The organism is Halosimplex litoreum, assembly GCF_016065055.1.
Taxonomy (GTDB): Archaea; Halobacteriota; Halobacteria; order Halobacteriales; family Haloarculaceae; genus Halosimplex; species Halosimplex litoreum.
Genome location: NZ_CP065856.1, coordinates 1043951 through 1070478 on the forward strand (window position 1 = coordinate 1043951; position 26528 = coordinate 1070478).

19 protein-coding genes and 2 pseudogenes are annotated in these 26528 nt (G+C 67.1%); 11 read left to right on the top strand and 10 right to left on the bottom strand.

Annotated features, from left to right (window positions below; all coding sequences use genetic code 11):
• Positions 1-51: 51 nt before the first annotated feature.
• The 4 genes from I7X12_RS05155 to I7X12_RS05170 form a co-directional block, all read right to left on the bottom strand.
• On the bottom strand, positions 52-1185 hold the full coding sequence (locus I7X12_RS05155; RefSeq protein WP_198062794.1) for a segregation and condensation protein A: 1134 nt from the start codon (positions 1183-1185) through the stop codon (positions 52-54).
• Positions 1178-4750 (bottom strand): chromosome segregation protein SMC, encoded by a 3573-nt coding sequence (gene smc / locus I7X12_RS05160; protein ID WP_198062795.1) that lies wholly within the window; start codon positions 4748-4750, stop codon positions 1178-1180. Before smc ends, I7X12_RS05155 begins: the two co-directional genes overlap by 8 nt.
• A 21-nt stretch (positions 4751-4771) precedes the next feature.
• A complete protein-coding gene (locus I7X12_RS05165) occupies positions 4772-5038 on the bottom strand; it encodes a DUF7518 family protein (protein ID WP_198062796.1) in 267 nt (88 codons plus the stop codon).
• A gap of 328 nt (positions 5039-5366) precedes the next feature.
• Positions 5367-5792, bottom strand: a complete 426-nt coding sequence (locus I7X12_RS05170) for a hypothetical protein (RefSeq protein ID WP_198062797.1) — start codon at positions 5790-5792, stop codon at positions 5367-5369.
• On the opposite strand from I7X12_RS05170, the gene I7X12_RS05175 reads away from it, so the two are divergent.
• Positions 5791-6912, top strand: coding sequence for a hypothetical protein (locus tag I7X12_RS05175; protein WP_198062798.1), 1122 nt, complete (start codon positions 5791-5793; stop codon positions 6910-6912). The genes I7X12_RS05170 and I7X12_RS05175 overlap by 2 nt on opposite strands.
• A gap of 36 nt (positions 6913-6948) precedes the next feature.
• Here I7X12_RS05175 and I7X12_RS05180 read toward each other — a convergent pair whose 3' ends face one another.
• Entirely contained in the window at positions 6949-8817 is a 1869-nt protein-coding gene (locus tag I7X12_RS05180) for a PKD domain-containing protein (RefSeq protein ID WP_198062799.1), read from the bottom strand.
• 177 nt (positions 8818-8994) lie between these two features.
• On the opposite strand from I7X12_RS05180, the gene gatB reads away from it, so the two are divergent.
• Positions 8995-10485: an Asp-tRNA(Asn)/Glu-tRNA(Gln) amidotransferase subunit GatB gene (gene gatB / locus I7X12_RS05185; RefSeq protein WP_198062800.1), complete on the top strand. Its 1491-nt coding sequence runs from the start codon at positions 8995-8997 to the stop codon at positions 10483-10485.
• Positions 10486-10789: 304 nt separating this feature from the next.
• Here the strand turns inward: gatB and I7X12_RS05190 are convergent, their stop codons facing one another.
• The gene (locus I7X12_RS05190; RefSeq protein WP_232343052.1) at positions 10790-12241 is read right to left on the bottom strand and encodes an MATE family efflux transporter; all 1452 of its coding nucleotides are present in this window, start codon (positions 12239-12241) and stop codon (positions 10790-10792) included.
• Between the two features lie 117 nt (positions 12242-12358).
• Here I7X12_RS05190 and I7X12_RS05195 point away from each other — a divergent pair, with 117 nt between their 5' ends.
• A complete protein-coding gene (locus I7X12_RS05195; protein WP_198062801.1) occupies positions 12359-13501 on the top strand; it encodes a hypothetical protein in 1143 nt (380 codons plus the stop codon).
• Between the two features lie 25 nt (positions 13502-13526).
• On the opposite strand, the gene I7X12_RS05200 is transcribed toward I7X12_RS05195, so the two are convergent.
• The gene (locus I7X12_RS05200) at positions 13527-15236 is read right to left on the bottom strand and encodes a sensor histidine kinase (protein ID WP_198062802.1); all 1710 of its coding nucleotides are present in this window, start codon (positions 15234-15236) and stop codon (positions 13527-13529) included.
• Positions 15237-15528: 292 nt separating this feature from the next.
• On the opposite strand from I7X12_RS05200, the pseudogene I7X12_RS20850 reads away from it, so the two are divergent.
• The 3 genes and pseudogenes from I7X12_RS20850 to I7X12_RS05210 all read left to right on the top strand — a co-directional run.
• Positions 15529-16134: pseudogene (locus tag I7X12_RS20850) on the top strand (C45 family autoproteolytic acyltransferase/hydolase); the annotation flags it as partial.
• 121 nt (positions 16135-16255) lie between these two features.
• Positions 16256-16549 carry a hypothetical protein gene (locus I7X12_RS20560; RefSeq protein ID WP_232343054.1) on the top strand — a complete coding sequence of 98 codons (294 nt, stop codon included), beginning with the start codon at positions 16256-16258 and terminating at the stop codon, positions 16547-16549.
• A gap of 197 nt (positions 16550-16746) precedes the next feature.
• Positions 16747-19329 (top strand): DNA topoisomerase I, encoded by a 2583-nt coding sequence (locus I7X12_RS05210; protein WP_198062804.1) that lies wholly within the window; start codon positions 16747-16749, stop codon positions 19327-19329.
• Positions 19330-19411: 82 nt separating this feature from the next.
• On the opposite strand, the gene I7X12_RS05215 is transcribed toward I7X12_RS05210, so the two are convergent.
• The 3 genes and pseudogenes from I7X12_RS05215 to I7X12_RS05225 form a co-directional block, all read right to left on the bottom strand.
• Positions 19412-19600, bottom strand: coding sequence for a Rieske (2Fe-2S) domain-containing protein (locus I7X12_RS05215; protein WP_198062805.1), 189 nt, complete (start codon positions 19598-19600; stop codon positions 19412-19414).
• A 133-nt stretch (positions 19601-19733) separates the two neighbouring features.
• Complete coding sequence (locus tag I7X12_RS05220) at positions 19734-20189, bottom strand: Rieske (2Fe-2S) protein (RefSeq protein ID WP_198062806.1); 456 nt, start codon at positions 20187-20189, stop codon at positions 19734-19736.
• Between the two features lie 356 nt (positions 20190-20545).
• Positions 20546-20881: pseudogene (locus I7X12_RS05225) on the bottom strand (restriction endonuclease); the annotation flags it as partial.
• A gap of 206 nt (positions 20882-21087) precedes the next feature.
• Between I7X12_RS05225 and I7X12_RS05230 the strand changes: the two are divergent.
• From I7X12_RS05230 to aspS, 5 genes are all read left to right on the top strand, one after another.
• A complete protein-coding gene (locus tag I7X12_RS05230; RefSeq protein ID WP_198062808.1) occupies positions 21088-22653 on the top strand; it encodes an AAA family ATPase in 1566 nt (521 codons plus the stop codon).
• Positions 22646-24001 (top strand): hypothetical protein, encoded by a 1356-nt coding sequence (locus I7X12_RS05235; protein WP_198062809.1) that lies wholly within the window; start codon positions 22646-22648, stop codon positions 23999-24001. Before I7X12_RS05230 ends, I7X12_RS05235 begins: the two co-directional genes overlap by 8 nt.
• Positions 24002-24102: 101 nt before the next feature.
• Positions 24103-24825 (top strand): phosphoglycerol geranylgeranyltransferase, encoded by a 723-nt coding sequence (locus I7X12_RS05240; RefSeq protein WP_198062810.1) that lies wholly within the window; start codon positions 24103-24105, stop codon positions 24823-24825.
• A gap of 100 nt (positions 24826-24925) precedes the next feature.
• A complete protein-coding gene (locus tag I7X12_RS05245) occupies positions 24926-25069 on the top strand; it encodes a hypothetical protein (RefSeq protein WP_198062811.1) in 144 nt (47 codons plus the stop codon).
• Between the two features lie 118 nt (positions 25070-25187).
• The gene (gene aspS, locus I7X12_RS05250) at positions 25188-26492 is read left to right on the top strand and encodes an aspartate--tRNA(Asn) ligase (RefSeq protein ID WP_198062812.1); all 1305 of its coding nucleotides are present in this window, start codon (positions 25188-25190) and stop codon (positions 26490-26492) included.
• Positions 26493-26528: the final 36 nt, after the last annotated feature.

The window sequence follows — 26528 nt, forward strand, 5'->3', positions numbered from 1 at the left end:
TCCGCGCCTCGGACACGTATTCGTGGCGGCGAGCCGAACGCGAGGAGCCGATCAGTCGGCGACGGCTTCTTCGGAGCCCGTCGCCGCGTTGGGGTCTTGGACCCACAGGTCGCCGAACATCTCGTCTTGGGTGAGCCGGACGTGGCCGCGGTGGGCCAGAAAGAGCAGACCGAGGAACGTGAGCACGCGCGAGCCGCCGGTGTCGGATATCTCGCGGTAGAGCACTTCGTCGCGGCCTTTGTCGTACTGCTCGCGTAGCGCGTCGTGGACGTCGTCGATGATCTCGTCGACGTGTTCCTCGTGGGCGGTGTCGGTCACGTCGGCGGCGCTGGGCTCCTCGTCCATCCGGAAGTCGTCGCCGCTGCGGTAGTCGAGTTCCTGCGTGCCCCGGTCGAAGCCGCCCGGCGAGTCGCTGGTGTCGTACTCCCGGGACTCTTTCCACCAGTTGTCCCGCTCGGCCTCCCGCAGATCGCGGACGAGTTCGTCCAGCGTCTGGGGCATCCCGCGGGCGCGTCGCCGTTCGAGCCGGCGGTCCATCTCCGACTCCAGCGCGGCGAAGGGATCGGGCCCCTCGAAGCCGTCGTCGGCCATCTCGCCGCCCTGTTCCCAGGGCTCCTCCCACGGTTCTTCCTCCTCGTCGCTCCCGTCGTCGAGCATCGCGTCGCTCTTCATCCGCAGGAGGACGCTCGCGTAGAAGAGCGCTCGACCCGAGGTCCGGAGGTCACCCTCGTCGAGGCGATCGAGGAACTTGTCCGTCACGGCGACGATGTCGATGTCCCACGGGTCGATCTCGCCGTCCTCCGCGAGGTTGACGAGGACCTCGACCGGTTCCTCGTCGTCCTCGTCGGCGCTCTCGGCGGTCGAAGCGGCCGCATCCGCCTCGGCGTCGACCGTCGGGTCGGGCTGACCGTCGACGGATGGGTCACCGGTGACGAACTCGCTGGCGTCCGCGTCACCCGGCTCCTCTCCGGTTTCGCTGTCGCCGAACAGGTCCTCGGCATCCTCGCCAGGCGGCGTCCGATCCTCGTGACCGGCGATGTTCAGGGGGATGTCGTCGTCGCCGTCTCGCGGGTCGTCGCTTCGCTCGCGGGTCGCTTCGCTCCCCGCTCGCGTCTCCGAGGCGCTTCGCGCCTCGCCCTCCTCCCCGCTCGACTTTTTCGAGTCGCTTCGCGACTCGCTAGTCATCCGCGGGCACCCCCTCCGAACTCAGGTCGATGCCCGTCACCGCGGAGATGTTGTCGCCCTGCATCGTCACGCCGATGGCCCGCTCGGAGCGTTCGAGCATCGCCGAGCGGTGGGAGACGACGACGAACTGCGCCTTCCCCGCGAGTTCGTCGACCATCTCGCCGACCAGGTCGGCGTTCTTGGCGTCGAGGAAGGCGTCGACCTCGTCGAGCGCGTAGAACGGCGCGGGGTTGTGGCGCTGGATGGCGAAAATAAAGGCCAGCGCGGTCAGGGACTTCTCGCCGCCGGACATCGCCGCCAGCCGCTGGATCGGCTTGTCCGCCGGCTGGGCCTTCATCGTCAGGCCGCCCTCGAAGGGGTCCTCGTCGTCCTCCAGGTGGAGCTGGCCGCTCCCGTTGGAGAGGCGCTCGAAGATGTCCCGGAACTGCTCGTCGATGGCGTCGTACGCCTCCATGAACGTCTCTTTCTTGTTCTGCTCGTAGCGGTCGATCCGGTCGCGGATACCCTCCGCCTCCTCGACGAGGGTCCCTTTCTTGTCCTGCAGATCGTCGAGTTCGTCCTCGACGCGGTCGTACTCCTCGATCGCGAGCATGTTGACAGGTTCGAGCGCCTCCATCTCACCCTCCAGGCGGGCGATCTCCGACTCGACCTCGTCGTGGTCGGGGATCTCTTCGGGGTCGTAGTCGCCGACCGCGGCTTCGAGCTCGTCGACCTCCCATTCTAACCGGTCGGCCTCGTCGCGCCGTTCGTCGAGGTCGCTCTCGACCGCGCCGACCGCTTCTTTCTTTTCGTCGCGCTCGGCGCGCGCTTCCTTGAGGTCTCCCTTGAGGTCGTCGCGCTCGTCTTTCAGATCGGCCAGCTCCGATTCGAGTTCGGCGACGGCTTCCTCTTTCTCCGCCAGCACCGCTTCCTTCTCGGCGATCTCGCTCTCGAAGCCCTCGATGCGCTCCTGGTGTTTCGCCTTGCGGTTCTGCGCGCTCTCGATCTTCTCCTGGAGGTCGTCGATGGCGTCCTCGGCGTACTCCTTCTCCAGCTGGAGCTCGTTCAGCTCGCCGTCCAGGTCGTCTATCTGGGCCTCCAGGTCGTCGATCGCGGCGGTGATCTCGTCGGCGCGACTCGTGAGATCCGGCAGCTCCGAGTCCGCGACCTCGCTCTCCAGGTCGTCGATCTCGGACTCCAGGTCGTCGATCTCGGCCGTCTTCGCCTCGATGTCGGCCTCGATGTCGTCCATGTCTTGCGAGACTTCGTCGCGCTCGCCCTCGATCTCCTCGAGGCGCTCCTCGAGGTCGGAGATCTTCTCGCGGACCTCCGCGCGCTCGGTCTCGCGCCGTTCGATGTCCGTCTCGATGTCGCGGACCTGCTCGGCGGCCTCGCTCTCCTTGTCGCGGGCGTCGTCGAGGCGGCCTTCCACGTCACGCAGGTCCTCGCGAACGGACTGGCGCTCGTCCTCCAGGTCGTTGATGTTCGCGGCGATCCGTTCGAGCTGCCCCTGGCCGCCCGAGAAGGAGTAGCGAGTGCCCTTCGAGGAGCCACCGGTCATGGCGCCGGACTTCTCGACCAGGTCGCCTTCGAGCGTGACCATCCGGAAGTCGCCCATCAGGTCGCGAGCGGTGTCCATGTCGTCGACGACGAGCGTGTCGCCGAGGACGTACGAGAACACGCCCGCGTAGTCGCGGTCGAAGTCGACGAGGTTGGCCGCGAAGTCGACGACGCCGTCGTGGCTCGGCTGGCTCGGGAGCGAGCGGTTCTGCATCTGCGTGATCGGCAGGAACGTCGCCCGACCCGCACCCCGCGATTTCAGGTAGTCGATACACCGCTGGCCGATCCCGTCGTCGTCGACGACGACGTGGGCCAGGCGGCCCCCGGCGGCTGTCTCGCAGGCCACCGCGTACTCGGGGTCGACGCCGCCGAGCTGTCCGACCGTCCCGTGGACGCCGTCGATGCCGCCGTTCAGGATGGTCGTCACCGCGCGTCCGTACGAGGAGTCGCCGTCCTGGCCGGCCTTCGCTTCGAGTTCGGCGTACTCCTGCTGTTTGGCCGTGAGTTCGTCCTCGATGTCGTCCAGGTCGTCCTGCAGCGCCCGGCGCTCCTCTTTGAGGTCCGAGACCACCTCGGCGATGGTCGACTGATTCTTCCGGGCCTTGTCCAGTTCGCCCTCCAGGTCGTCGATTTCGGCCTCGATCTCGGGGATCCGCTCTTCGAGGTCCCCGATTTCGGACTCGGTCTCCCGTTGCTCGTTCGAGCGCCGCCGAGCCTCGTCGAGCAGGCGGTCCTGCTCGCGCTGGAGGTCGTTCTTCTCCGATTTCAGCGCCTCCAGGGCCTCGCGTTTCTCTTCGAGTTCGTCTTTGACCTCCTCGAACTCCTCGCCGACCTCGTCGATACGGGCCTGTACCTCTTCGAGTTCGGACTCCTTCTCCTGTACGTCGGCCTTCAGCGAGGATTTCGAGACCTTGGTCTCTCGGATGTCCGATTCCAGGTCGTCGATGGTCTCCTGCTTGCGGTCGATCTCGACGAACGCCTGGCGGCGCTCGTTCTCGGCGTCGTCGATGGTCTCCTCGGCCGACGCGATCTTGTCCTCCAGGCGGGAGATGTCGCCTTTGACCTCCTCCATCTCGCGTTTGATCGCGAGCTGTTCGTCCTCGCCTTTGCGCTCGATCTCGGCGTTGAGCTCGTCGAGTTCCTCGTCCAGCCGCACCACACGGCCCTGCCGTTCGTCGAGTTCCAGTTGGAGATCCTCGAGTTCGGCTTCGAGTTCCGCGACGGCGTCGGTGGCCGCGGCGAGTTCCTCGCGCTTGTCTTCCAGCTCGGCGGCCTTGCGGTAGCTCTCGTACTCGCCTTTCTCCTCGCGCAGGTCTTGGTACTCCAGGGCGGTCTCCCGTTCCTCCGAGAGCTGGTCGAGGCGGGTCTCCTTCTCCTCGATGCGGAGTTGCGCCTCCTCGATGCGCTCCTCGACCACGTCGAGTTCCTCGAAGGCCGATTCTTTCTTCTGGTCGAACTCGGCGACGCCGGCGATCTCGTCGATGATTTCGCGGCGGGCGCCGGGGGTCATGTTGATGATCTCGGTCACGTCGCCCTGCATGACGACGTTGTAGCCCTCGGGCGTGACGCCCGCCTGGGCGAGCAGGTCGCGGATGTCCGAGAGGTTGACCGAGCGACCGTTGATGTAGTAGTACGAATAGTAGTTGTCGTCGGTCTCCTTGACGCGGCGTCGGATGGAGATCTCGTCGACATCGCCGACGTTCTCGGTGCCGGCGGCGGTGACGACCTGCGACCGCGAGAGCGTGCCGTCTCCGTTGTCGAGGATGACCTCGACGCTGGCTTCGCGTTCGCCGCCGGTGTCGGCGTCGTCGTCGGCGTGACCGGGGTTGTAGATGAGGTCCGTCAGTTTCTCGGCGCGGATGCCGGACGTGCGCGCCAGCCCCAGCGCGAAGAGGACGGCGTCGATTATGTTGGACTTACCGGAGCCGTTGGGGCCGCTGACGGTGGTGAAATCCTCGTAGAAGGGGATGCGAGTCTTCCGGCCGAAACTCTTGAAGTTGTCGAGTACGAGCTCTTTGATGTGCATGGTGCTCGCGATGGAGCGGGCCTAGGCGATGATGATGTCGCCGGGGCCGCTCTCCGTGCTATCCGCTTCGTCGTTATCCTCGGTGTTAGTCCTATCGGCCTCGGCTTCGTCTGGAGATTCCGACGATTCGGCGGGCTCGTCGGGAGTGAACCCGATGTCCTCGTCGACCGCGTTCTCCAGCTCCCGAAGGCGGACCTTGCACTCGACGAGTTCGTCCGTCAGCCCCTCGACGGACGCCTCGAGTTCCTTGACGCGTGATTCGAGCTCCTCGACTCGGTTACCGCACATATCACTACGAGTGGTTTCCCCCGTGATAAACCTACGTCAGACATTCGCACCGAGCGTGATAGGTACGGCCTACCCGTGGCGGTTGCGTCGCCGCCCCGGACCGGCCAGCGGACGGCCGCTCCGTCGCGGACCGGTCGACGGGTCGCGTCCGTTCCCGACCTCGACACGAAACCTCGGTCGTCGGTCCGCTCTCCATCCGACGAGCGCCCGAGCGACGCGTACGGATCGGAAGCTGCTCGTACCGGAGACCGCCGTTCGGTGACGGTATCGACCCGGATGGGTCACGACACGGAACCCGAGCCGACCTGCAACTGGATGTAAAGAATTTTCAAACAGTGTTTTGAATCGACATTATAGCCCGGAAAATAGCCGCCCTGGCTGTCGTGGCACTGGTCCTCCTGTCGGGATGCAACGCCTTCGGCGGGTCGGGGACTGCGAGTCCTTCGACGCCGGGAGCGACCGACGCCGCGACGGATACCGAGGCACAGCCCGATGGAGACACCGCCGCTCGGACCCAGACGGTCGAGGATGGGATGACGACGGCCACCGCAGGGTCGACCACCACGGTGACGGGGACACCAAACCCGACGGCTACGGCGACACCGACCGCATCGGCTACGCCGACGGCGACCGCCACGGCGACCGCGACGCCGACGGCCACACAGACCCCTACCCCAACCGCGACGCCCACCTCGACGCCCACGGCAACACCGACACCGACGCCGCCGCCGGGGCTCGAACCGCTCTCGACCATGGACCTGCCTCCCGGCGTGTACACGGAGAACGTCCACACCGACGACGTCGGGATCGCTTACCGGAACAGGCTCGACGAGATCTCGTACGTCGTCGACGCCGAAGTGAGAAATTCGAGCGCGAGTCACCTCACGACGCGAACCGAGAACGACAGCTGGGCGACGCACATGCACTTCGGCCGCGACACGGGGACGCCGATAACCGTGTACCGCACCGACGAAGGGTTGGGATTCCTGGCCCACTCCGGCTCCGGCGCCACGGTCACGATATACGGGACCGGGCCGACCGGAGCGAGAATGTTGGGTGAGTCGGTAGTCGATCGCCCACGTCGCGTCGTCTCCTCGTACATCGACGCAGCCGAGTGGGAACCGCTCGGCGTCCGGGAGACGGACGGCGGCAAGCGGGTGGTGCTAAGCGCCGCGTCGGTCGGTGACGAGACGGCCCACTGGGAGATCGAGACGATCCGATCTATCGACGGTTCGATCGACGTGAACGGCCAGGGGCTGATCACCAACGGCTCGTTCACGTTCACCGTCGAGCAGGACGGCGAGACGGAGACTCGGACGTTCACCGTCGAGACCGAACGGCGCTCCGATGGGTTCGTAACCGAACCGTCCTGGCTCTCCGAGTCATCGCGTGCCGAGGCGAGCGCCGAAGCGGCCGACAAACTGCTCGCAGTGGACCTCACCGACGGACCCGCACTGGACCCCGGGACGACCCTGCACGTCAACACGTCCGACGAGTTGCAGAATCTCGGCTCGGTGACCTTCGACGAGCGTGTCGGGCCGGGACAGACGTTTTACGTCTACCGGACAGCGGATAACGGAACGACCACGTATCACACCGCCGTCGGTAAGCGACCGACGCTGCCCGAGAACGCGACGGCGTTCACCCAGAGCGTCTTCGTCTCGGCGAGAGTGGGCGACACCGGTTTCGAAGCCGGGGTCGAGATATCCGGGGACTCCGAAACGGAAGCGGCCGCGGAGGTCGCGCCTCCGGACCGGACGGGAGCGGCGGACCTGCCGGACCGCTCGCCGACGGAATCGGACGGGCGCATCCTGCTCGGCCTCGCGGCGCTCGCACCGGTCGGGTTGGCCGCGCGACGACTCGATCGGGACTGACGCGCCGAACCGTCCCACTGCGAACGGGCGTCTGGCTCACTCCCCACCGCCACGGCGACGGAACGCACCGAGCCCGCCCAGTCCGCCCAGTCCGCCCAGCGCCGCGACGATACCCAGGCCCGGGCCGTCCGCGGCGGACGCCGTCGGCCGGTCGGTGGCCGATCCGTCGGTCGACCTCGCCGTCGCGGTCTCGGTCCCGCTGGCGTCGCGCGTCGGGCTGGCGGCGGTGGCCTCGGTCGCGTCCACGCTCGGCCGCACCTGTACTTCGGTCGTCGCCGTGCCCGTCCGGCCATCCCCGTCGATCGCGGTCAGGGTGACGGTGTACCCGCCCCGTTCGGCGTAGGTGTGGGACGGTCGCGGTTCGGCGGCCGTCTCGCCGTCGCCGAACGCCCAGGTGTAGGCGACGATATCGCCCAGCGGTGCGCTCGAGTCGCTCGCGTCGAACTCGACGAGGTCGCCGGCCGCGGGCTCTGTGGGGCTGTACTCGACGACGGGTTCGGGCGGGGCGCCCTCGCCGCCGTCGCTCTCGCCGACGTTGCCGCCGAAGCCGTCGATCGGCTCGCCGGCAATGCTCGCGCGGTGGAATTCGACCATGTCGTCGATCGCCGGGGTCGGCGTGTGGCCCTCGCCCTCGTAGATCTTGAACGCGGCCGACACGTCCCGGTCTTCGTAGACCGACTCGCAGAACGGGAGCCGGTCCCGTTGCATGTTCGGCCCGTACACGTCCAGAGCGACCGCTTGCTGGGTCTCGCTCCAGGCGTCGTCGTACGGGAGGGTGTCGTTGGTGTCGAGCGCGCCCATGTAGAGGAACTGGTTCACCTCGCGGAAGGCGTCGAGATCGAAGGGGGCGCCGGTGAGGTCCTCGACGTCGGCGACGCCGATCTGGTAGTTCAGCGTGTGGCCCTTCGCCTCGGAGAGGGGGAGGACGGCCATGCCGTTGATACCGCCGGCGGTGACGGAGACCACTTCCTCGGGCTGGAGCGCGGCGAAGCGGTTGACGAAGTTGCCCGAGGCGGAGAAGCCGTTGAGCAGCATTCCGTCGTCGGCGACGGGGTAGGACTCCTCGCGGAGCCGCTCGCGTGCGTGTTCGATCATGTTGACGAGCTGGCGGTCGACGCGCTCGAGCGGGCCGTCGTCGATGCGCATCGTCTCCGTGTCGAGCTGGTGGACGTAGTGGCGCCAGTCGACGGGGTCGGACTCCGGGCGCGGGAACGCCGGGACGAGGAAGGGAACGGCCAGTCGCTCGCTCAGCTCCCGGCCGCTGCCGCCGTTCCACTCGCCCTCGGCGAGCTTCCGGGCGCGGTCGACGTGTATCGCGAGGTCGTCGCTCGACGTGCCGGTGTTGTTCGGCTCGACGAGAACCGGCCCGCCGGCCTCGCGTTCGGTCGACTGCGGCGCGGAGAGGAAGTACGGGTAGTTGAAGCCGGCGTCGGGGTCGGCGTCGACGCGCGTGACGGGGAGCCCGTCGACGAAGGTCACGTCGTCGGCGACGGTGATCTCGGCCTTGTCCATCGCCAGCGCCTCCCCGTCGCCGGGGTAGACGCTGACTTCGAGGAGCAGGTCCTCGGTCAGGAGCGTGTCGAACGTGACCGCGTGGTCGGTGTAGCTGCCGGCCGGGAGCTCCCGCCGGGCATAGATCGTCTCGTGGCCGTCGGTCGCGACGGTGATCGTGACGTCTCTCGGGGCGGTCAGTTCGGCGATCACGACCCCCCGGCCGTCGGTCGTCTGGTCCTCGAACGAGAGGGTCACGTCCGCCGGGCTCGCTCCGACGGTACCGCCGGCGAGGCCTCCGGCGCCGACGCCCAGCGCCCCGACGGCCGCCCGGTGTAACACGTCGCGGCGACTCCTCGTCGACCGGCGGCGCGACGGCCCGTCGCGACCGCCGGCGTCGTCTCCGTCGTTCATACGACCGTCTCCCCGAACGGGTGCAATCAAGCTTCGGGTCGAAGTACCAACGTTGAATCTCGGGCTCCGGAGCGCTATATAGCGGTCAGTGGCGCGCTCGGGGTGGCGCGGTCGGCCGCAGGGCGAGCGCGAGCGCTGGTCGTTAGCCTTTAGCCCCGCGGTACCGAACCGCGGGTAATGACCGCACAAGCCGTCGAGACGGGGGACCTCGCGACCGTCATCGGACTGGAGGTCCACGTCCAGCTGGAGACGGACACGAAGATCTTCTGTGGCTGCTCGACCGACGTGGGCGACGACGAGCCCAACACCCACACCTGCCCGACCTGCCTGGGCCTGCCCGGCGCGCTCCCGGTCGTCAACGAAGGAGCGGTGGAGGCCGCCGTCAAGGTCGGCAAGGCCATCGACGCCGACATCCCCGAGGAGACGACCTTCCACCGGAAGAACTACTACTACCCCGACCTCCCCAAGAACTTCCAGATCACCCAGTACGACGCGCCGCTGTGTGCCGAAGGGGAACTCGAATTCTCCGTCGAAGGGGAGCGCCGGTCGGTCGAGATCCGCCGCGCCCACCTGGAGGAGGACCCCGGCAGCCTCCAGCACAAGGGCGGCTCCATCGACACCGCCGACTACACGCTCGTCGACTACAACCGCGCGGGCACGCCGCTGATGGAGATCGTGACCAAGCCGGACTTCCGGTCGCCGAGCGAGGTGCGCTCGTTCCTCGCGAAACTCACCGAGGTCCTCGAATACCTGGGCATCTTCGACGCCACCCGCGACGGCTCGTTGCGTGTGGACGCCAACCTCTCGATCGTCGACATGAGCGACGTGGACGCCGACGAGATCGACGCGTCGGTCCTCGAGGAGGCCGACCCGAACCGCACGGAGGTCAAGAACATCTCCAGCCACAAGGGCGCGGAGAAAGCCCTGGCCTACGAGGAGACCCGCCAGCGCAACGCCATCCAGCGCGGCCGCGTCGTCGAACAGGAGACCCGCCACTGGGACGAATCGAAGGGCGTCACCCTCTCGATGCGCTCGAAGGAGGAGGAGAAAGATTACCGGTACTTCCGCGAGGCCGACATCCCGCCGCTGCAAGTGAGCGACTGGAAGGCGAAACTCGATATCCCGGAACTGCCCGACGCCCGCCGCGAGCGCTTCCAGGCGGAGTACGGGCTCAACGACGAAGCCGCGGACAAGCTCACCTCGACGAAGGAGGTCGCCGACTTCTTCGAGGACGTGGCCGAGCGGTTCGACCCCGGCCTGGCCGCGACGTGGGTGGCCGACGAGCTCCTCGGTGAGCTGAACTACCGCGACATGGCGATTACGGACGTATCGGACCGGTTCGACGAGATCGAACGGCTCGTCGAACTCGTCGCCGACGACGAGATCACGACCAAGAACGCCCGCGAGACGGTCCTCCGAGACATGCTCGACGAGGGGGACGCGCCCGACGAGATCGTCGACCGGGAGGACCTGGGCAAGACCAGCGGCGACGAAGTGCAGGCGGCGGTCGCGGACGCTATCGAGGAGAACCCCGACGCCGTGGAAGACTACCACGACGGCGACGACGGCGCCATCAACTTCCTCGTCGGGCAGGTCATGGGCAAGACCGGCGGCTCGGCGGACCCCGGCGACGTGAACCAGCTGCTGCGGGAAGAACTGGACGGCTAAGCCCGGTACGCGCGGTAGTCCCGGGCCGATATTTTGGGGGCGTTTCTATGCGCTCCAGTTCCGCGGTGGCGCGCGCTGGCTCGCGTCTCGTCGCGAGCGGTAGACGTGCGAGGGACGACCGAGCGAGTGGAACGAGTGAGAGAGTCGGCTGGGGAAGGACGTGGTTGCGGTGTGGAGTCGTGGGGCGGGACTTTCAACCGCCCCGTTCGATTTTGACCGACCCTGACGACCGATACTGAATTGATCGAACTCGACCACCGACAGCCGGAAAGCTCCGAGCCGTTCGAGGCGCGCGCCCCGGCGTTCAGTCCATCGCCGATTCCTCGCCGTCGACGGTGTCGCCCGTGCCATCGGTGGGTGCCGTCGGTTTCTCGTCGTCCAGCACGCCTTCCTGCCAGCCGCCGCGGTGGAACCAGAGGACGCCGACGGCGAACGAGGCGACGGCGGAGGCGGCCATCGCCCACCAGAGGCCGTTCACGTCGACGGGCGCGACCGAGACGGGGTCCAGTGCGACGGCGTAGGCCAGATAGACCGCGACGGGGACGCGGAAGACCCACCGCGAGAGCAGCGAGAGGACGAACGCGACGCTCGTCTGACCGGCGCCCCGGAACCCGCCCTGGACGACCATCAGGCCACCGAAGAAGGCCCAGAACGGAGCGATGATGCGCAACAGGGTGACGCCGGCGTCGATCACGGCCTGCTCGCCGATGAACACGCCCATCGCGATCGCGGGGAACGCGTAGACGAGGCCACCGGCGGCGAAGAGGACGGCCATCGCGCCGGCGGTGGCTTTCCAGGTCACGTCGGTAGCGCGGTCGGGCTGGTCGGCGCCGAGGTTCTGGCCGACGCCGGTCGCCGCGGCCTGCCCGACGGCGCCCGAAACGGTCCAGGAGACGGACATCAGGCGGATGCCGATGCCGTAGGCGGCGGTCGCGACCGCGCCGAAGCGGGCCACGAGCGCGGCGAAGGTCACCGCCGCGAGCGAGCGGGTCAGCCCGTCGAACGTGGCGGGGTAGCCAACGCCGACGAGTCGGCGGAGGATGCCCCAGTCGGGGGAGAGGTCGCCGACGCGCAGGCGGATGCCCCAGCCGCCGTCGACCAGGATGTAGAGGCCGATGACGGCCGCGACGCCCCGCGAGATGAACGTCGCGATGGCGGCGCCCTGGGCGCCGAGGCCGAGGAAGGGCCCCCAGTCGAGGATGAACACGGGGTCGATGACGATGTTGAGGCCGGCGCTGGCGGCGACGAGCCACATCGCCGTCCGGGTGTCGCCGGCGGCCCGCAGCGACGAGCGGAAGACGAAAAAGAGGAAGGTGAAGGGGATCGCGAGGAAGACGAACTCGATGTAGGCGACGGCGGCGTCGAAGACCCTCCCCTCGGCGCCGATCAGGGCGACCAGCGGGCGGCGGACGAGGAAGCCGAAGGCGGCCAACACCGCGGCGACGGCGACGGCCAGCAGGACCGACTGGGCGACGGTGCGCTGGGCGCGCCGTTCCTCGTCGGCGCCGATGTGCTGGGAGACGACGGCGTTGGTGGCGGCGGTCAGCCCCATCGCGACGGAGATAAAGAGGTAGGCGGTCGGGAACATCAGCGAGACGGCGGCGACGGCCTCGGCGCTGACGCGGCCCACCCAGAACATGTCCGCGAGATTGTACGCGGTCTGGAGGAGGTTGCCGGCGACGAGCGGCCAGGCGAGGCTAAAGAGTCGCGGGGTCACCGGCCCGGACGTCATGTCGACGCGGCTCTCCGACGGCACTGTCCACGCTCCGGACCGCCCGACCGTAAACGTGTCCGTCCCGCTCGGCCCGCGGGGGCCGACGCTTTCGACGCGCGTATCAGAACGTCCTTTGTCGTCCGGTCCCGAGCATCGATAATGGCTATCGGACAGGCGCTCGCGGCGGCCGCCGTCGGGGGGTACGGGTCGGGGGACCTCGGCGCGGTCGTCGCCCACGCGGGGACGACCCACGCCGGGACGCCCCACTGGCTCCTCGGCGCGGTCACGCTCCTCGGGATCGCCGCCGTGATCGCCGGCTGGCGCACGGTACGCGAGGGCGAGCGCAGCGACCGGTTCGGCGCGGGCCTGCTCTCGGCCGGCGCGATACTCGTCATCGCGGGGACGATCGGGCTCGTCGAGGTCCAGATCGCACCGGCAGCGACGCCGGACTGGACGCGGCTGTTCCCCGCGATAAACGCCGTTTCAGCCATCGTCGTCGCGCTGGGCAGTCTCGTCGTCGTCCGCTGGAAGTGGCCCGAGCGCCCCCGATACGTCGGCCTCGGGCTCCTGCTGGCGGCGTGGATCGCCTACCCGACGCTACTACCCCAGGAGGGGCTGACGAACCCGCTGGGCTATCTGCTGGCCGCGGCCGTGCCCGCCGCCGTCCTTTACGTCTTCTACCGCGACGCCGGCCCGTCGTTCCCGGGGGTACTCACCGCGCGGGTCCCCGGGGTCGTCGCGGTCGTCACCTTCGGGCTGTTCGGCGTCTTCTACCTCTTTTCGGCGGGGACGCTCTCGGTCAACCCCGACCTGACCGCCGACATGGTGGGCCAGGGCTTCGTCACCCCCTACCAGGTCGCCTCGCCGCTCGTGTACTGGCCGGCGCTGGAGTTTTACTTCCCGGCGATCCCCCTGTCGGGGTACGTCTCGCTGGGGTCGCTGTTGCTGGTGGCCATCCTCGGCGGGCTGGTCGCGAGTAACGCCGCGCTGGCCGCGCGACAGCTCACGACCGCCGGGAGCCTCGACTCCCCGCAGGCGATCGTCGGGACCATCACGACCGCCGGCGCGACCGCCTGCGGTTGCTGTGCCCCCGCGGTCTACGGCGCGGCCGGCGCCCTCTTCGGCGCGGCCGCCACGCCCGTCTACTGGGCCTTCATGGACCCCTCGTCGCCGGTCGGCGGGCTCTTCTTCGCCGCGAGCGTCCTCATCTTGACCGGGAGTGCGGTCCGCGCGAGTCACGAACCGGCCTGTCAGATCCCGTCGGTCGACCGGCCCAGCGGCGAGCCCAACGCCAGCGACTGAACCGAGGCGGGTTCGAGCCCCGAGGTCAGTCCGCCGGGGCGCTCGCGGTCGGAGCCGTGTCGGCTTCGGCGCCGGCCGGAAGCGTGACCGTAACGACGGTCCCGATCGGGTCCCTGTCGTCGAACGCGAGGCGTCCGCCAAGTCGAGTCACGCCCCAGTTGACTGCCCAGAGACCGAGTCCGCTGCCGTGTTCGAGCGGCGACTCCTCGCCGGACTCGATAGCCGCTCGCTCGTGGTCGGGGAGCCCGGCACCGTTGTCCGCCACGGAGATCCGAACGGCGCGCTCGTTGGGGACGGCGCGTGCACTCACGGTGACGACCGGCGTCGGCGCGTCGTTGTGCTCGACGGCGTTCTCGACGAGGTTGTCGAGGACCTGCGAGAGAAGCGTCTCGTCGGCGGCGACCGTGAGCGAGTCCGGGGCGTCGACCGAAAGCGTCGCCGTCGGGTCCGTCGCGCAGTAGCCGTCGACGACGCGCTCGGCGACGGGCCCGACGGCGAGCGACGGGTCAGTGTTTAGCGATCGTGCCATCATCTCCTCGACTTCGTGAGCGCGGTCGCCCAGATCGGCGAGGTCGTCGGCGGTGTCGAGGATCGACTCCGCCATGTCGGTGTGGTCGCCGTCGCGTTCTGCGATGATCGACGCCCGGCCGATGATCGTCGAGAGCTCGTTACGGAGGTTGTGCCGGACGACGCGGTTGAGCACGCTCAGCCGCTGACCGCGGACCCGCTCGCCGGTCACGTCACGCAACACGACGGCCTCGCCGGGAGAGCGACCGTACCGATCGGTCACCGCCGAGACGGTCGCCTCGAACCGTCGAGTCCGCCCGTCGACGTCGAGGGTCACCGCTCCCGGTTCGGCGAGGGTCGCGCGGTCGACGCCGACGACGGCGGCGAGACGAGCGCCGACCGGTTCGGAGCCGCCGCCGAACGTCTCGACCGCCGTCTCGTTGGCACGGACGACCCGTCCCCGGCGGTCGACGACGAACACCGGCTCGTCGAGTTCCGAGAGCACCGTCCGCGGTCCGAGCGTCCCCGCGGCAGGGGCTGCGTCGTCGAGGCCGCCCCGCGTCACCGCGAAGGCGGCGGCACCGGCGCTGAGAACGTATCCGACGGTGGTGAATCCCACGAGCGTCTCCGCGGGGACCGTCCCACTCATCCCCGGCGTGAGGAAGTGCCCGACCCAGGGCCACGCGGGGACAAAGGACAACGCGACGGCCAGGCGCCTGTCGAGGTGTTCGTACCGGGCGACCGTCACCGCCAGCAGCGCGATGCCCCCGAGCATCACCGCGCTCGCGAAGTAGAGGCCGGCCTGCTCGAAGGTCGTCGCCAGCGCGACGACGGCGGGGAAGCGCGGCGTCCCCGTGATGCCACCTCCGTTCATCGCCCCCGCGGTCGAGGGGGCCAGAATGGCCACCGTCCCGCCGGCGACGCCCAGGGCCACCGGCGTCGCGAACGCGACGCGACGGGCCCGGGAGGCCAGGTGCGGGAGACCGTAGTACTCGACGACGAACCACCCGAACGCGACCGGGATAGCGAGATAGGCGACGAGCCACACGACCGACAGTCCGGTCGGGTCCCCGGCCGCCAGCGAGTCGGCGACCGCCAGCGTCCCGACGACGCCGACGAGCGCAGCGAACGGCCGTAACGCTCGCGTCCCGTCGCTCCGGTACACCGAAGCCGCGGTGGCGAGCAGCGCGGTCCCCGCCGCGGCCATCGTCAGGCGCAACGCGTCCACGGCTATCACTCCGACCACCGCCCGTGGCCCCCTCGCGAGACCGGTCCCGCGAGCGGCCCGTCCGTTCGACGCATGGACGTGTCGACGCGGATCGGCCACATAGGCGTTGTTCAAATTCCGTTGTGGATCCGGGCAAAAAGACCTCGAGAAGGCTCGAAGCGCGCACTCTCGGACCGTCGTCCGCTTGTCACATCGCGGCGGCAACCACGCGGCACCATGGCCTCGCGGGCACGGCCATCGCCCCGCTCTCGACATCCCCGGCCGTTATATCCGCTCGAATAAAAATGTCGGCATGGACGAATTTCTGCTGACGGGGGAGCCCGCGAGTCTCGGTGTGCAGTTCGCGGGCCAGGTGGACGACTCCGACCGGACGCTGGCGGACGTGGCTCCGGAGTCGCTGGACCCGTCGCCCGCGGTCAGGGCGTACGTTCGGGAGTGTGAACCGCTCGTCGCCGAGCACGCGCCCGGAATCCTGGACGAACTCGACGCCGTCGCCGACGAAGCAGACGTCGAGCGCGAGGGGGTCAGGGCCGTGGCGCTCGCGGCCGACGCCGACCCGGGCTGTTCGCTCGTCGGCGTCCCCGGCGAGCACACCGGGACGGGGAGCGCGCTGTTCGCCCGCAATCACGACTTCTACCCCTCGTTCCGGCGCTACTCGAAGCTGTACCGGACGGAGCCGGCCAACGAACTGGCGAGCGTCGGCTGCGCTCACGGGTTCGCCGGCCGGCTGGACGGGGTCAACGAGGCGGGACTCGCCGTCGGCTTCGCCGGCGTCCCGACCGGCGAGTACGAGCCGGGCGTGATGTGGCCCCTGGCCGTCCGGACGGTGCTCGACACCTGCGAGACCGTCGCTGGGGCGATCGAATACCTCGAATCGGTCCCGCAGGCGCGAAACGTGAACTTCCTCGTGGCGGACGAAGACGGCGACGTGGCGGTCGTCGAGTCCCGGTGGGGTCGAGACCCGGTGGCCGGGCGGCGACCGAGCCCTCGTCGCGACCAACCAGTTCGAGTCGGCCGCGATGCTCGCCCACCAGTCGATCGACCGGACACCCGCCGATTGCTCGCGGTATCGCGCCGTCGAGGCGTGGGCCGCCGAGCGCGAGGGCTCGGTCGGTCCCGCGGACCTGCGGTCGCTCGTCGGCGACCCCGAGGCGGGCGTCGCGTGGAGACTCGACGAAGCAGGCGACGACCCTCGGTCGACCATCTGGTCCTGGGTGGTCGACACCGGCGCCGACAGCGTGTCGTTCGCGCGTGACTCGCCCGCCGACGTACCGTACGAGTCGGTCACGGTGCCCGAGCGCGGCGACGACTGACACGGCACCAGAGTGGGTCCTCCGCACGTGCCCACGCGCGACGCACCCGCTCGCAGACGCACACACGCGCTCTCGGCCGCGGGCGCTCGATCGCACGCACACGCCCGCTGTCGCCCGATTTCGCCCGAAACCTTTAGGGCGAGGACCCACCTATCGTCGCCCATGATCGCAGCCCGCGGAGCCGGAGGTGGCGCCCGGTGGAACTGATAATCACGGAGAAGAACAACGCCGCGCGACGCATCGCGGAGATCCTGAGCAACGGCGAGGCGACGACGACCCAGCGCAACGGCGTCAACGTCTACGAGTGGGGGCTGACGACCTGCGTCGGCCTGTCGGGCCACGTCGTCGGCGTCGACTTCCCCGAGGAGTACGGCGACTGGCGCGACGTGGAGCCGGTCGAGCTGATCGACGCCGACATCGTCAAGTCGCCCACTCAGGAGAACATCGTCCGCACGCTGCGCCAGCTCGCCCGCGAGGCCGACGAGGCGACGATCGCGACCGACTACGACCGCGAGGGGGAACTCATCGGCAAGGAGGCCTACGAGCTGATCCGCGAGGAGACCGACGCGCCCGTCAAGCGGGTGCGCTTCTCGTCGATCACCGAGCGCGAGGTGAAAAGCGCATTCGACGAGCCCGACGACATCGACTTCGACCTGGCCGCCGCGGGGGAGGCTCGCCAGGTCATCGACCTCGTCTGGGGCGCCGCGCTCACCCGGTTCCTCTCGCTCTCCGCGCGGCAACTCGGCCATGACTTCATCTCCGTCGGGCGGGTGCAGTCGCCGACGCTGAAACTCATCGTCGACCGCGAACGGGAGATCCAGGCGTTCGACCCCGAGGACTACTGGGAACTGTTCACCGACCTCGCCAAAGAGGGCGAGACCTTCGAGGCGCAGTACTTCTACGACGACGACGGCAGCGAGGCCGAGCGTATCTGGGACGAGGACGACGCGAACGACGCCCACGAACGGTTGCGCGAGGCCACGAGCGCCGAGGTCACGTCGGTCCGCCGGCGCACCCGCACGGACAACCCGCCCGCGCCGTTCAACACGACCGCCTTCATCTCCGCCGCGGGCTCGCTCGGCTACTCGGCCCAGCGCGCGATGTCCATCGCCGAGGAGCTGTACACGACGGGCTACATCACCTACCCCCGGACGGACAACACGGTCTACCCCGAGGACCTGGATCCCGAGGAGCTGCTCGACGAGTTCACGATGACCCACGAGTTCGGCGACGACGCCGAGTCGCTGCTGGAACGCGACGAGATCGAACCCACCGAGGGCGACGACGAGACGACCGACCACCCGCCGATCCACCCCACCGGCGCGGTGCCCGACCGCGACGAACTCGACGAGGACGAGTGGGAGGTGTACGAACTCGTCGTCCGCCGCTTTTTCGCGACGGTCGCCGAGGCCGCGACGTGGGAGCATCTGCGCGTCGTCGCCGCCGCCAGCGACTGCCAGCTGAAAGCCACCGGCAAGCGCCTGCTCGAAGCCGGCTACCACGACGTCTACCCCTACTCCTCGGCCAGCGAGTCGTTCCTCCCGGCGGTCGAGGAGGGCGACGCCCTCGACGTGACCGACGTGGAACTGGAAGCCAAACAGACCCAGCCGCCCCGTCGCTACGGCCAGTCGCGGCTCATCCAGCAGATGGAGGACATGGGCATCGGGACGAAGGCCACCCGCCACAACGTCATCGAGAAGCTCTACGACCGCGGGTACATCGAGTCGGACCCGCCGCGGCCGACGTCACTGGCGGAGGCGGTCGTCGAGGCCGCCGAGGAGTTCGCCGACCTGGTCGTCAGCGAGGACATGACCGCCCAGCTGGAGGCCGACATGTCCGCCATCGCCAACGGCGAGGCGACGCTCGACGACGTGACCGCGGAGTCGAGGGAGATGCTCGACAGGGTGTTCGAGGAGCTTCGCGACTCCCGCGAAGAGATCGGCGACCACCTCCAGGAGTCGCTGAAGGCCGACCGCCGCCTCGGCCCCTGTCCGGAGAGCGACCACGACCTGCTCGTCAGGCAGAGCCGCCAGGGGTCGTACTTCGTCGGCTGCGACGGCTTCCCCGAGTGTCGCTACACGCTCCCGCTACCGAGCACCGGCGAGCCGCTCGTCCTCGAAGAGACCTGCGAGGACCACGGCCTGAACCACGTGAAGATGCTCGCCGGCCGAGACACGTTCGTCCACGGCTGTCCCCAGTGCAAGGCCGACGAGGCCGACGACACCGAGGACGAGGTCATCGGGCTCTGTCCCGACTGCGGCGACGAACACGAGGGCAACCTCGCGATCAAGCAGCTGCGTTCGGGCTCGCGACTCGTCGGCTGTACCCGTTACCCCGACTGCGACTACTCGCTGCCCCTGCCCCGACGGGGCGACATCAAGATCACCGACGACTACTGCGAGGAGCACGACCTGCCCGAACTCGTCGTCCACAGCGGCGACGACCCGTGGGAACTGGGCTGTCCCATCTGCAACTACAAGGAGTACCAGGCCCGCCAGGCCGTCGACGACCTCGAGGATCTGGACGGCGTCGGCCCGGCGACCGCCGAACGGCTGGAGACGGCCGGGGTCGAGGAACCGAACGACCTCCGCGAGGTCGACCCCGACCGCCTCGCCACGGAGATCCAGGGCGTCAGCGCCAGCCAGATCCGCGACTGGATCGCCCAGCTGCCCGAGGTCGACCCCGGCGAGGACGACGACCCCGACGACGGGTCCGAGGAGGGCGACCGCGACCTCGTCGAGAGCGCCAGTCCCGCCGACGAACCGGCCGAGAGCGACTAACACACACGTTTCTACGGGTCACCCGCCCCACTCGCGCCCGGTGGCTGTCCTCGACCGCACCTCGTGAACCATCGGCCGCACTTCAGAAGCCGACGTGACTCGTCGAACTCGGCCCGCCCTCGCCCTCGTCGATCTGCCCCTCGTGTTCGAACTCGTACTCCTCGTCGACGAGGAACACGTCGCCGTCGTCGACGGCCACCTCCACGTCGGGTAGCGTCGTTCCGGCGGCTTCGCCGTTGTCGCACTCGCCCGAACACGCGTCAGGAACCACCTTTTTCGCCTCGGGTTTCCTCGGTCGCCGGAGGCGACCTGCGGGAACCACTCGGCCAAAAATCTGGCCCAAAAAAGCCGGACGACTCGCTCGTTTCACTCGCTCGCGTCCGGTGAGTGTCCTCGACCGCACCTCAAAACCCGACGTGACTGGTCGAACTCGGCCCGCCCTCGCCGTCGTCGATGCCGCCCTCGTGTTCGAACGTGTACTCGTCGTCCCCGAGGAAAATCTCGCCGTCCGCGACGGTCACCTCCACATCCGGGAGTGTCGTCCCCTCCGCTTCCCCGTTGTCGCAGTCGCCCGAGCAGGCGTCGAACATCGACCCGTGTTTGGGGCAGACGATCTCGCCGTCGCGCATGGGGACGCCGCGGCCGGTGTCGAAGCGCTGGGCCTCGTGCGTGCAGCGGTTGATCCACGCCGCGACGCCGCCCTCGTCGTCGACCGGCGCGCCGCCGTCGGCCGCCACCTCGTCGTCGCAGGGCACCACGATTATCTCCTCGTCCATGTCGAAGGAGTTGGTCGCCGTGAACAGGAACGAACCCTCCTCGCGCACCGCCTCGACCGTCGTCAGTCGCGCACCCTCTGGCATCACCCGTGGATTGGACAGCGACGAGTTAGGTCTGGCGGCGGAGATCCGACGATCCCTCCACGTCGGCGCGCGCTGTCGCGCGCTTTCATGCGCGCGACGTAGCCGTGCGAGGGATGAGCACCGCACGCCGCAGGCGCGCGGAGCGCAATCGGCTGGGGAGGTTCGTGGCCGTCTGCGGTGCTGTGCGGGGCGGGTGCGGTTCCTGGCGGACTGAACGGGCGAGGCACGCTCGCGTTCACTTCAGTCGCTCGGCGACCGCGAGCGGGGCGAGGGCGTTCAGCGCTTGCCGTCGAGTGCGGTAGTGGCTTCAGTTAGCGAGCGCGCCGAAGGCGTTCAGCGCACACCGTCCCCGCCGGTCACACCGGATCCTCCTCCCCCACAGCCTCCTCGACGATCGCGATCTCCTCGTCGGTCAGCCCGTACAGTTCGTAGACGATCTCGTCGATCAGGTCGTCGGTGCGTTCGATCTTCGCCTCCAGTTCCTCCGCGCGGGCCATCGTCTCGCGATAGCTCGCCAGCCCCTCCTCGACATCGGCGACCCGGGGGAGCGTCAGCGCGCGCAGGCGGTCGACCAGCGAGTTGGTCTTCGTCGCCGTCTCCCGGAATTCAGCGAACCCTCCGGCCTCGTCGACCGCGACGGGCACGAACGCCTCGATCAGGTCCGCCTCCGTTTCGGAGAGGTCGGTGATCTGAGGGAACTGGGACCACATCGATCCACAGTTCAGCCACGAAGTGCCGCTTGAGCCGAATCGAAGAATTTCACCGGAGAGAACCAATTTCAAGAAGTTCTAAGTATGCTGCAACAAGACACTACCCTCATCTCACGATGTCGGATCAGTCTCGTATTTTCAGAGTTGCCTGCGCGAACGAGAAGGCGAAGACCAATCTCCAACGAACCGTGAAAGACGGGGTCAGTGAGGAGATCTATCAGCCACACACGAGTGTAGATGGACTCGAGGGAACAGTATCGATCTGGGGAATTCCAAATCCGAGTTCCACGTGGGACGATCTCGACGCCGGCGATTACATTTTGTTCTATACCGGTGCTGAAGACGAGGATGGTGTTCGGAAGTACAGCTACGGTGGCCGAGTGCTCGCGAAAGAGGAGAATCCCGAACTCCGTCAGGAACTCTGGGAAGTCTACACCCGTGTCTGGGGAAGTGAGGGAAAGGAATCCGACGATCCCTGGGATTACATCATTTACTTCTCCGAGACGTTTCCGCTCGACATTCCGAGCGAGGAACTCCACGGGTTCGACGGCCTGACCAAGACGTACATCCAGCAGTCGTTCGTTTCCTACGGCGACGACGGTCACGACACCATCCGTGAGAAGTTCGGGTCCGTCGACAAATATATCGAAGCGCGGCGGACAGACGCAGGTCGGAATAAAACCGACAACAGCGACTCTGCGACGAGTCCCGACTTTGGAGACAAACTCACTCTATCTCCTGTCGATATCGAACTCCCCTCAGATCTGTTCTTCAAAAACCCGGAACGCTTGGAAAGTCAGATCGAAGCCGCGCTGAACTCGGGGAAGCACGTGATCTTCACTGGCCCACCGGGAACCGGAAAAAGCCGGTTGGCGCGCTCCGTGTGCGAGCAGGTTCAGGACTTTACAGAAGTCGATGGTTACACATTCACGACGGCAACTGCCGAATGGAGCACGTTCGATACGATCGGGGGATACGCTCCGACAGGAAACGGCGAAGAGCTGTCGTTCGACCCGCGACTCTTCCTCCGCTGTTTCCGAGATCAGGAAGGCACTGCTCAGAACAAGTGGCTAGTCATCGACGAACTGAACCGAGCAGATATCGACAAGGCGTTCGGTCAGCTATTTTCTGTTCTCTCGAAAGACTCCGTCGAGCTGCCATACGAACGAGAGAACCGTGTGCGAATCGAGTGGATAGACGAAGAAACGCCGGACAGCACGGTCGAACGAGTGGTTAAAAACAGAGACCGATTTCCCGTTACCCCCTCGTGGCGGTTGATCGCGACGATGAACACGTACGACAAGACATCGCTCTACGAGATGAGCTACGCGTTCATGCGACGGTTCGCTTTCGTGCGAGTCAGCGCGCCGAGTATCCCGGAATCAGACAGTGATATCGAGGATCTGATGCATCAGTACGCGGACTCCTGGGAGATGGACGTCGAAGACCGAGACCGGCCTCGACTCATCAGTATCGGGCGGATCTGGCGGAAGATGAACCACGCTATCGACGACCGTGCTATCGGGCCAGCAATCGTCAAAGACATGCTCGAATACACGAGCCAAAACGAACACATCCACCTAACGGACCGTCTGACCCAGGCGATTATCAGTTTCATCTTCCCGCAACTCGAAGGAGTCCCGAAGCGTGAACAGATCGTCGAACAGATCGCCTCCGTCGATCAGGTCGACGAGCGAGAACTCGACGATGCTGCGAGAGATATGCTCCAAGTGACCTTCCTCAGTAATGAATAGGGAAGCACTCCTGAACAGCCTCACGCAGGATATCCTCGCGTACGCGATGCACGGTGCATTTCCCGAGCAAGCAGTCGCCCGGTCGATCAAACCGGACGCGCTCGACCAGCGCTTCGAAGACTACGAACTGCTTCTGGATCTGCACTTTATTCTCCAAGACGAAGTCCTTGATTTCGTCCGAGCGCTGCCGAAACGACTCCGTAACGTACGGACCGAGACGGAGACGGTAGCGCGGACCCGTAGAGGCGGCGTAGACGGCCACGTCGATTGGAGTGCGACGGTAAAGAAGCGATATACCGAGAGCCCTCGCGACGCATCACTGTTCGTCTGTACGAATCGGTCCGAAGACTACGATATCTCCGAAAACGTCGTGCTGAAACACCTGCTCTCGGTGATCCACACGACCGTCGTAGAGGCTGAAGAGTACCTCCGTGGCGAGTACGAGTGGGTGACCGAGACGTGGAAGGGGAGCGAAGCGCTGATAGACGAACTAAGGCGGGTCGTGGAACGGAACGTCCACGTGCGACGCATTCGAAGCCCGGAGGTATACGAACCGACCGAGCAGATGCTAACGACGGCGGAGGGCTCTCGACAGGCGATCTACCGAGAGGCAGCCGAACTTCTCCGTAATCGAGCGTCACTCTTCGCCGGGGACGAGGACGCACTTCACGACCTCCTCGACCGGACAGCCATTACTCCCGACGACGACCACGCGCTTTTCGAACTATTCGTCCTGTTTCGGTTCGTCGCCACTATCGAAGACATTCAGGACAGCGACTTCCAGTTCAAGACGATCGCGACGGGAAGACAGGAGATCGCCAGGCTAGAGGGTAAGAAAGACATCGTCCTCTATCACGACAACTCCGCAGCGGATCGGGATCTGTCGTTCGTCTCTGACGTTCCAGATGCAGAGGAGCGGCTGCTGTCCCGGACCGAGAAAGTCCAGACGGTTGCACGAAACGTCGCGAACAGTTACTTCACCGACCGTAGCTTCAAGAACCACACCGGCCGACCGGACGTGATCGTGATGGAGGTCATCGACGAGGACGCCAACAGGAACGAGTACCTCATCGCCGAGGTGAAAAATAGCCGGCGGACAGATACGATTCGCGAAGGGATCAAGGAAACCGCAGAGTACCTGGCTTTTCTCCGTGTCAACGACGAATTCGTCTTCGGAAAATCTACATCAGAAGAGTACTTCGGGACTGGCTGGAACGGACTGCTCGTCACGCAGGACTTAGATGAGAAAACCGCGTCACTCGACGAGCAGGCGGGCAACGAGATCAAGATCCTTCAGGCGTCGGAACTCGAATCGCGCCTCGGTGACGTTCTGGAGAATATCGTCTGATTCGAACGGAATACCAGATCTACAGTGTGATTTGAGATAGCAAACGCTCTCGGCTACTCCCATCCGAAGCCGTTTTACGGTCCGGCGAGGTGACTGAGAGTATGCAGAGGCCGTGGGACGACTGGGACCACATCCTGAAGGTCGACCCGGACAAGGATCTCGTCGACGGCGAGACGTACGCCGACGTCGTCACCTGTGGCACGGACGCCATCGAGGTGGGCGGGACGACGGGCGTCACCGAGGAGAAGATGGCAGACGTGGTCGAGGCCTGCGCCGAGTACGACGTGCCGCTGTACGTCGAGCCCTCGAACCCCGCCAACGTCGTCTACCGCGGCGGCGTCGACGGCTACCTCGTGCCCGCGGTGCTCAACGCCGGCGACATCGCGTGGCTCTCCGGCGTCCAGAAGGAGTGGGTCCGCATCGACGACGACATCGACTGGGAGCGCACGTTCACCGAGGGCTACATCGTGCTCAACCCCGACTCCGCCGCGGCGACGCTCACCCAGTCCGACTGCGACCTCGATCCGTCGGACGTGGCCGCCTACGCCGAGGTGGGCGAACGGATGCTCGGCCAGGAGATCGTCTACGCCGAGTACTCCGGCACGTTCGGCGACCCCGAGATCGTCGCCGCCGCGGCCGACGCGCTCGACGACGCGACGCTGTTCTACGGCGGCGGTATCCACGACTACGAGTCGGCCAACACCATGGCCGACCACGCCGACACCGTCGTCGTCGGCGATCTGGTCCACGACGAAGGCGTCGACGCAGTCGTCGAGACCGTCGAGGGCGCGAAAGACGCCAAAGCGGCGACCATCTCCGAGTAGCTCACCGGCCACCGCTCGCTCGCTTCCGACGACCGACACCGGCTAGCGCCGCCACAAGGTTCAACTGGGCCCGGTCCTGCGCTCCAGATGGTGTGATACCATGTGCCACGAATACACTGCGCGCGGCTGGGACCGCGAGCCCGCCGAGCCCGAGACCGAATCGGACGACGAGCTGCCGGAGTTCGCCAACGAAGCGGGGAGTGAGGACACGGAGGTCCTCACCGACGGCGGCGACGAGTCGTAACCCATCGCGATCGTTTCGAGCGTGCGACGCCGCCACCGACCGGTATGCTTTTCGGTGGGGTGAGACGGGCTGACCCGGAAGGACTGTCCTTAAGTCGAGGCCCCCAGAAGCCACGCACATGGACGACCGCACCTACACGGCCGCGGCCGAGCCGGGCGAGACCGTTACGGTCGCCGGCTGGGTCCACGAGATCCGCGACCTCGGTGGCATCGCCTTCCTCATCCTCCGGGACACGACCGGGAAGATCCAGGTCAAATTCGAGAAAGACGAGATGGACGACGACCTCGTCGAGACCGGCCTGGGCGTCCACCGCGAATCGGTCGTCGCCGTCACCGGCGACGTCGAAGAGGAACCGCGCGCCCCGACCGGCGTCGAGGTCACGCCCGACAGCCTCGACGTGGTCGCCGAGGCCGACCCCGAACTCCCCTTGGACCCCTCGGGGAAAGTCGACGCCGACCTCTCGACGCGACTGGACAACCGCACCCTCGACCTGCGCAAGGACGAGGTCCAGGCCATCTTCGCCATCCGCGCGGAGGTCCTCCGTTCGGTGCGCGAGGCGTTCCGGAACCTCGACGCGACGGAGATCAACACGCCGAAGATCGTCGCCACCGGCACCGAGGGTGGGACGGAGCTGTTCCCGATCACCTACTTCGGCCAGGAAGCGTTCATGAACCAGAGCCCGCAGCTGTTCAAGCAGCTGATGGTCGGTTCCGGCCTCGAACGCGTCTTCGAGATCGGTCCGATCTTCCGCGCCGAGGAACACAACACGCCGCGGCACCTCAACGAGGCGACTTCGATCGACTTCGAGTCGGCCTTCTACGACCACACCGAGGCGATGGACGCCTGCGAGACGGTCGTCAAGGCCGCCTACGAGGGCGTCGCCGAGAACTGTCAGGACGAACTCGAAGCGCTCGGCCTCCAGGACGAATTCGAGGCACCGGAGGGCGAGTTCCCGCGGCTCACCTACGAAGAAGCCATCGAGCGGATCAACGCGACCGGCGAGCTCGACGAGCAACTCGTCTGGGGCGACGACCTCCCGACCGAGGGCGAGCACGCCCTCGGCCAGGACGTCGGCGAGCACTACTTCATCACCGACTGGCCCTCCGAGATCAAGCCGTTCTACATCAAGGACCACGACGACGACGAGCAGCTCTCGACGGGCTTCGACATGATGCACCCGACGATGGAGCTGGTCTCCGGTGGCCAGCGTGAACACCGCTACGACCACCTCGTCGACGGGTTCGAACAGCAGGGCCTCGACCCCGAGCAGTTCGACTACTACACGAAGATGTTCAAGTACGGCATGCCGCCCCACGCCGGGTGGGGTCTCGGTGGCGAGCGGCTCGTCATGACGATGCTCGGCCTGGGCAACATCCGCGAGGCCGTTCTCTTCCCGCGAGACAGGCAACGGCTCTCGCCGTAGGCGAGAACGTCCCTGTCGAGCGGGAGCTCGGAAGTC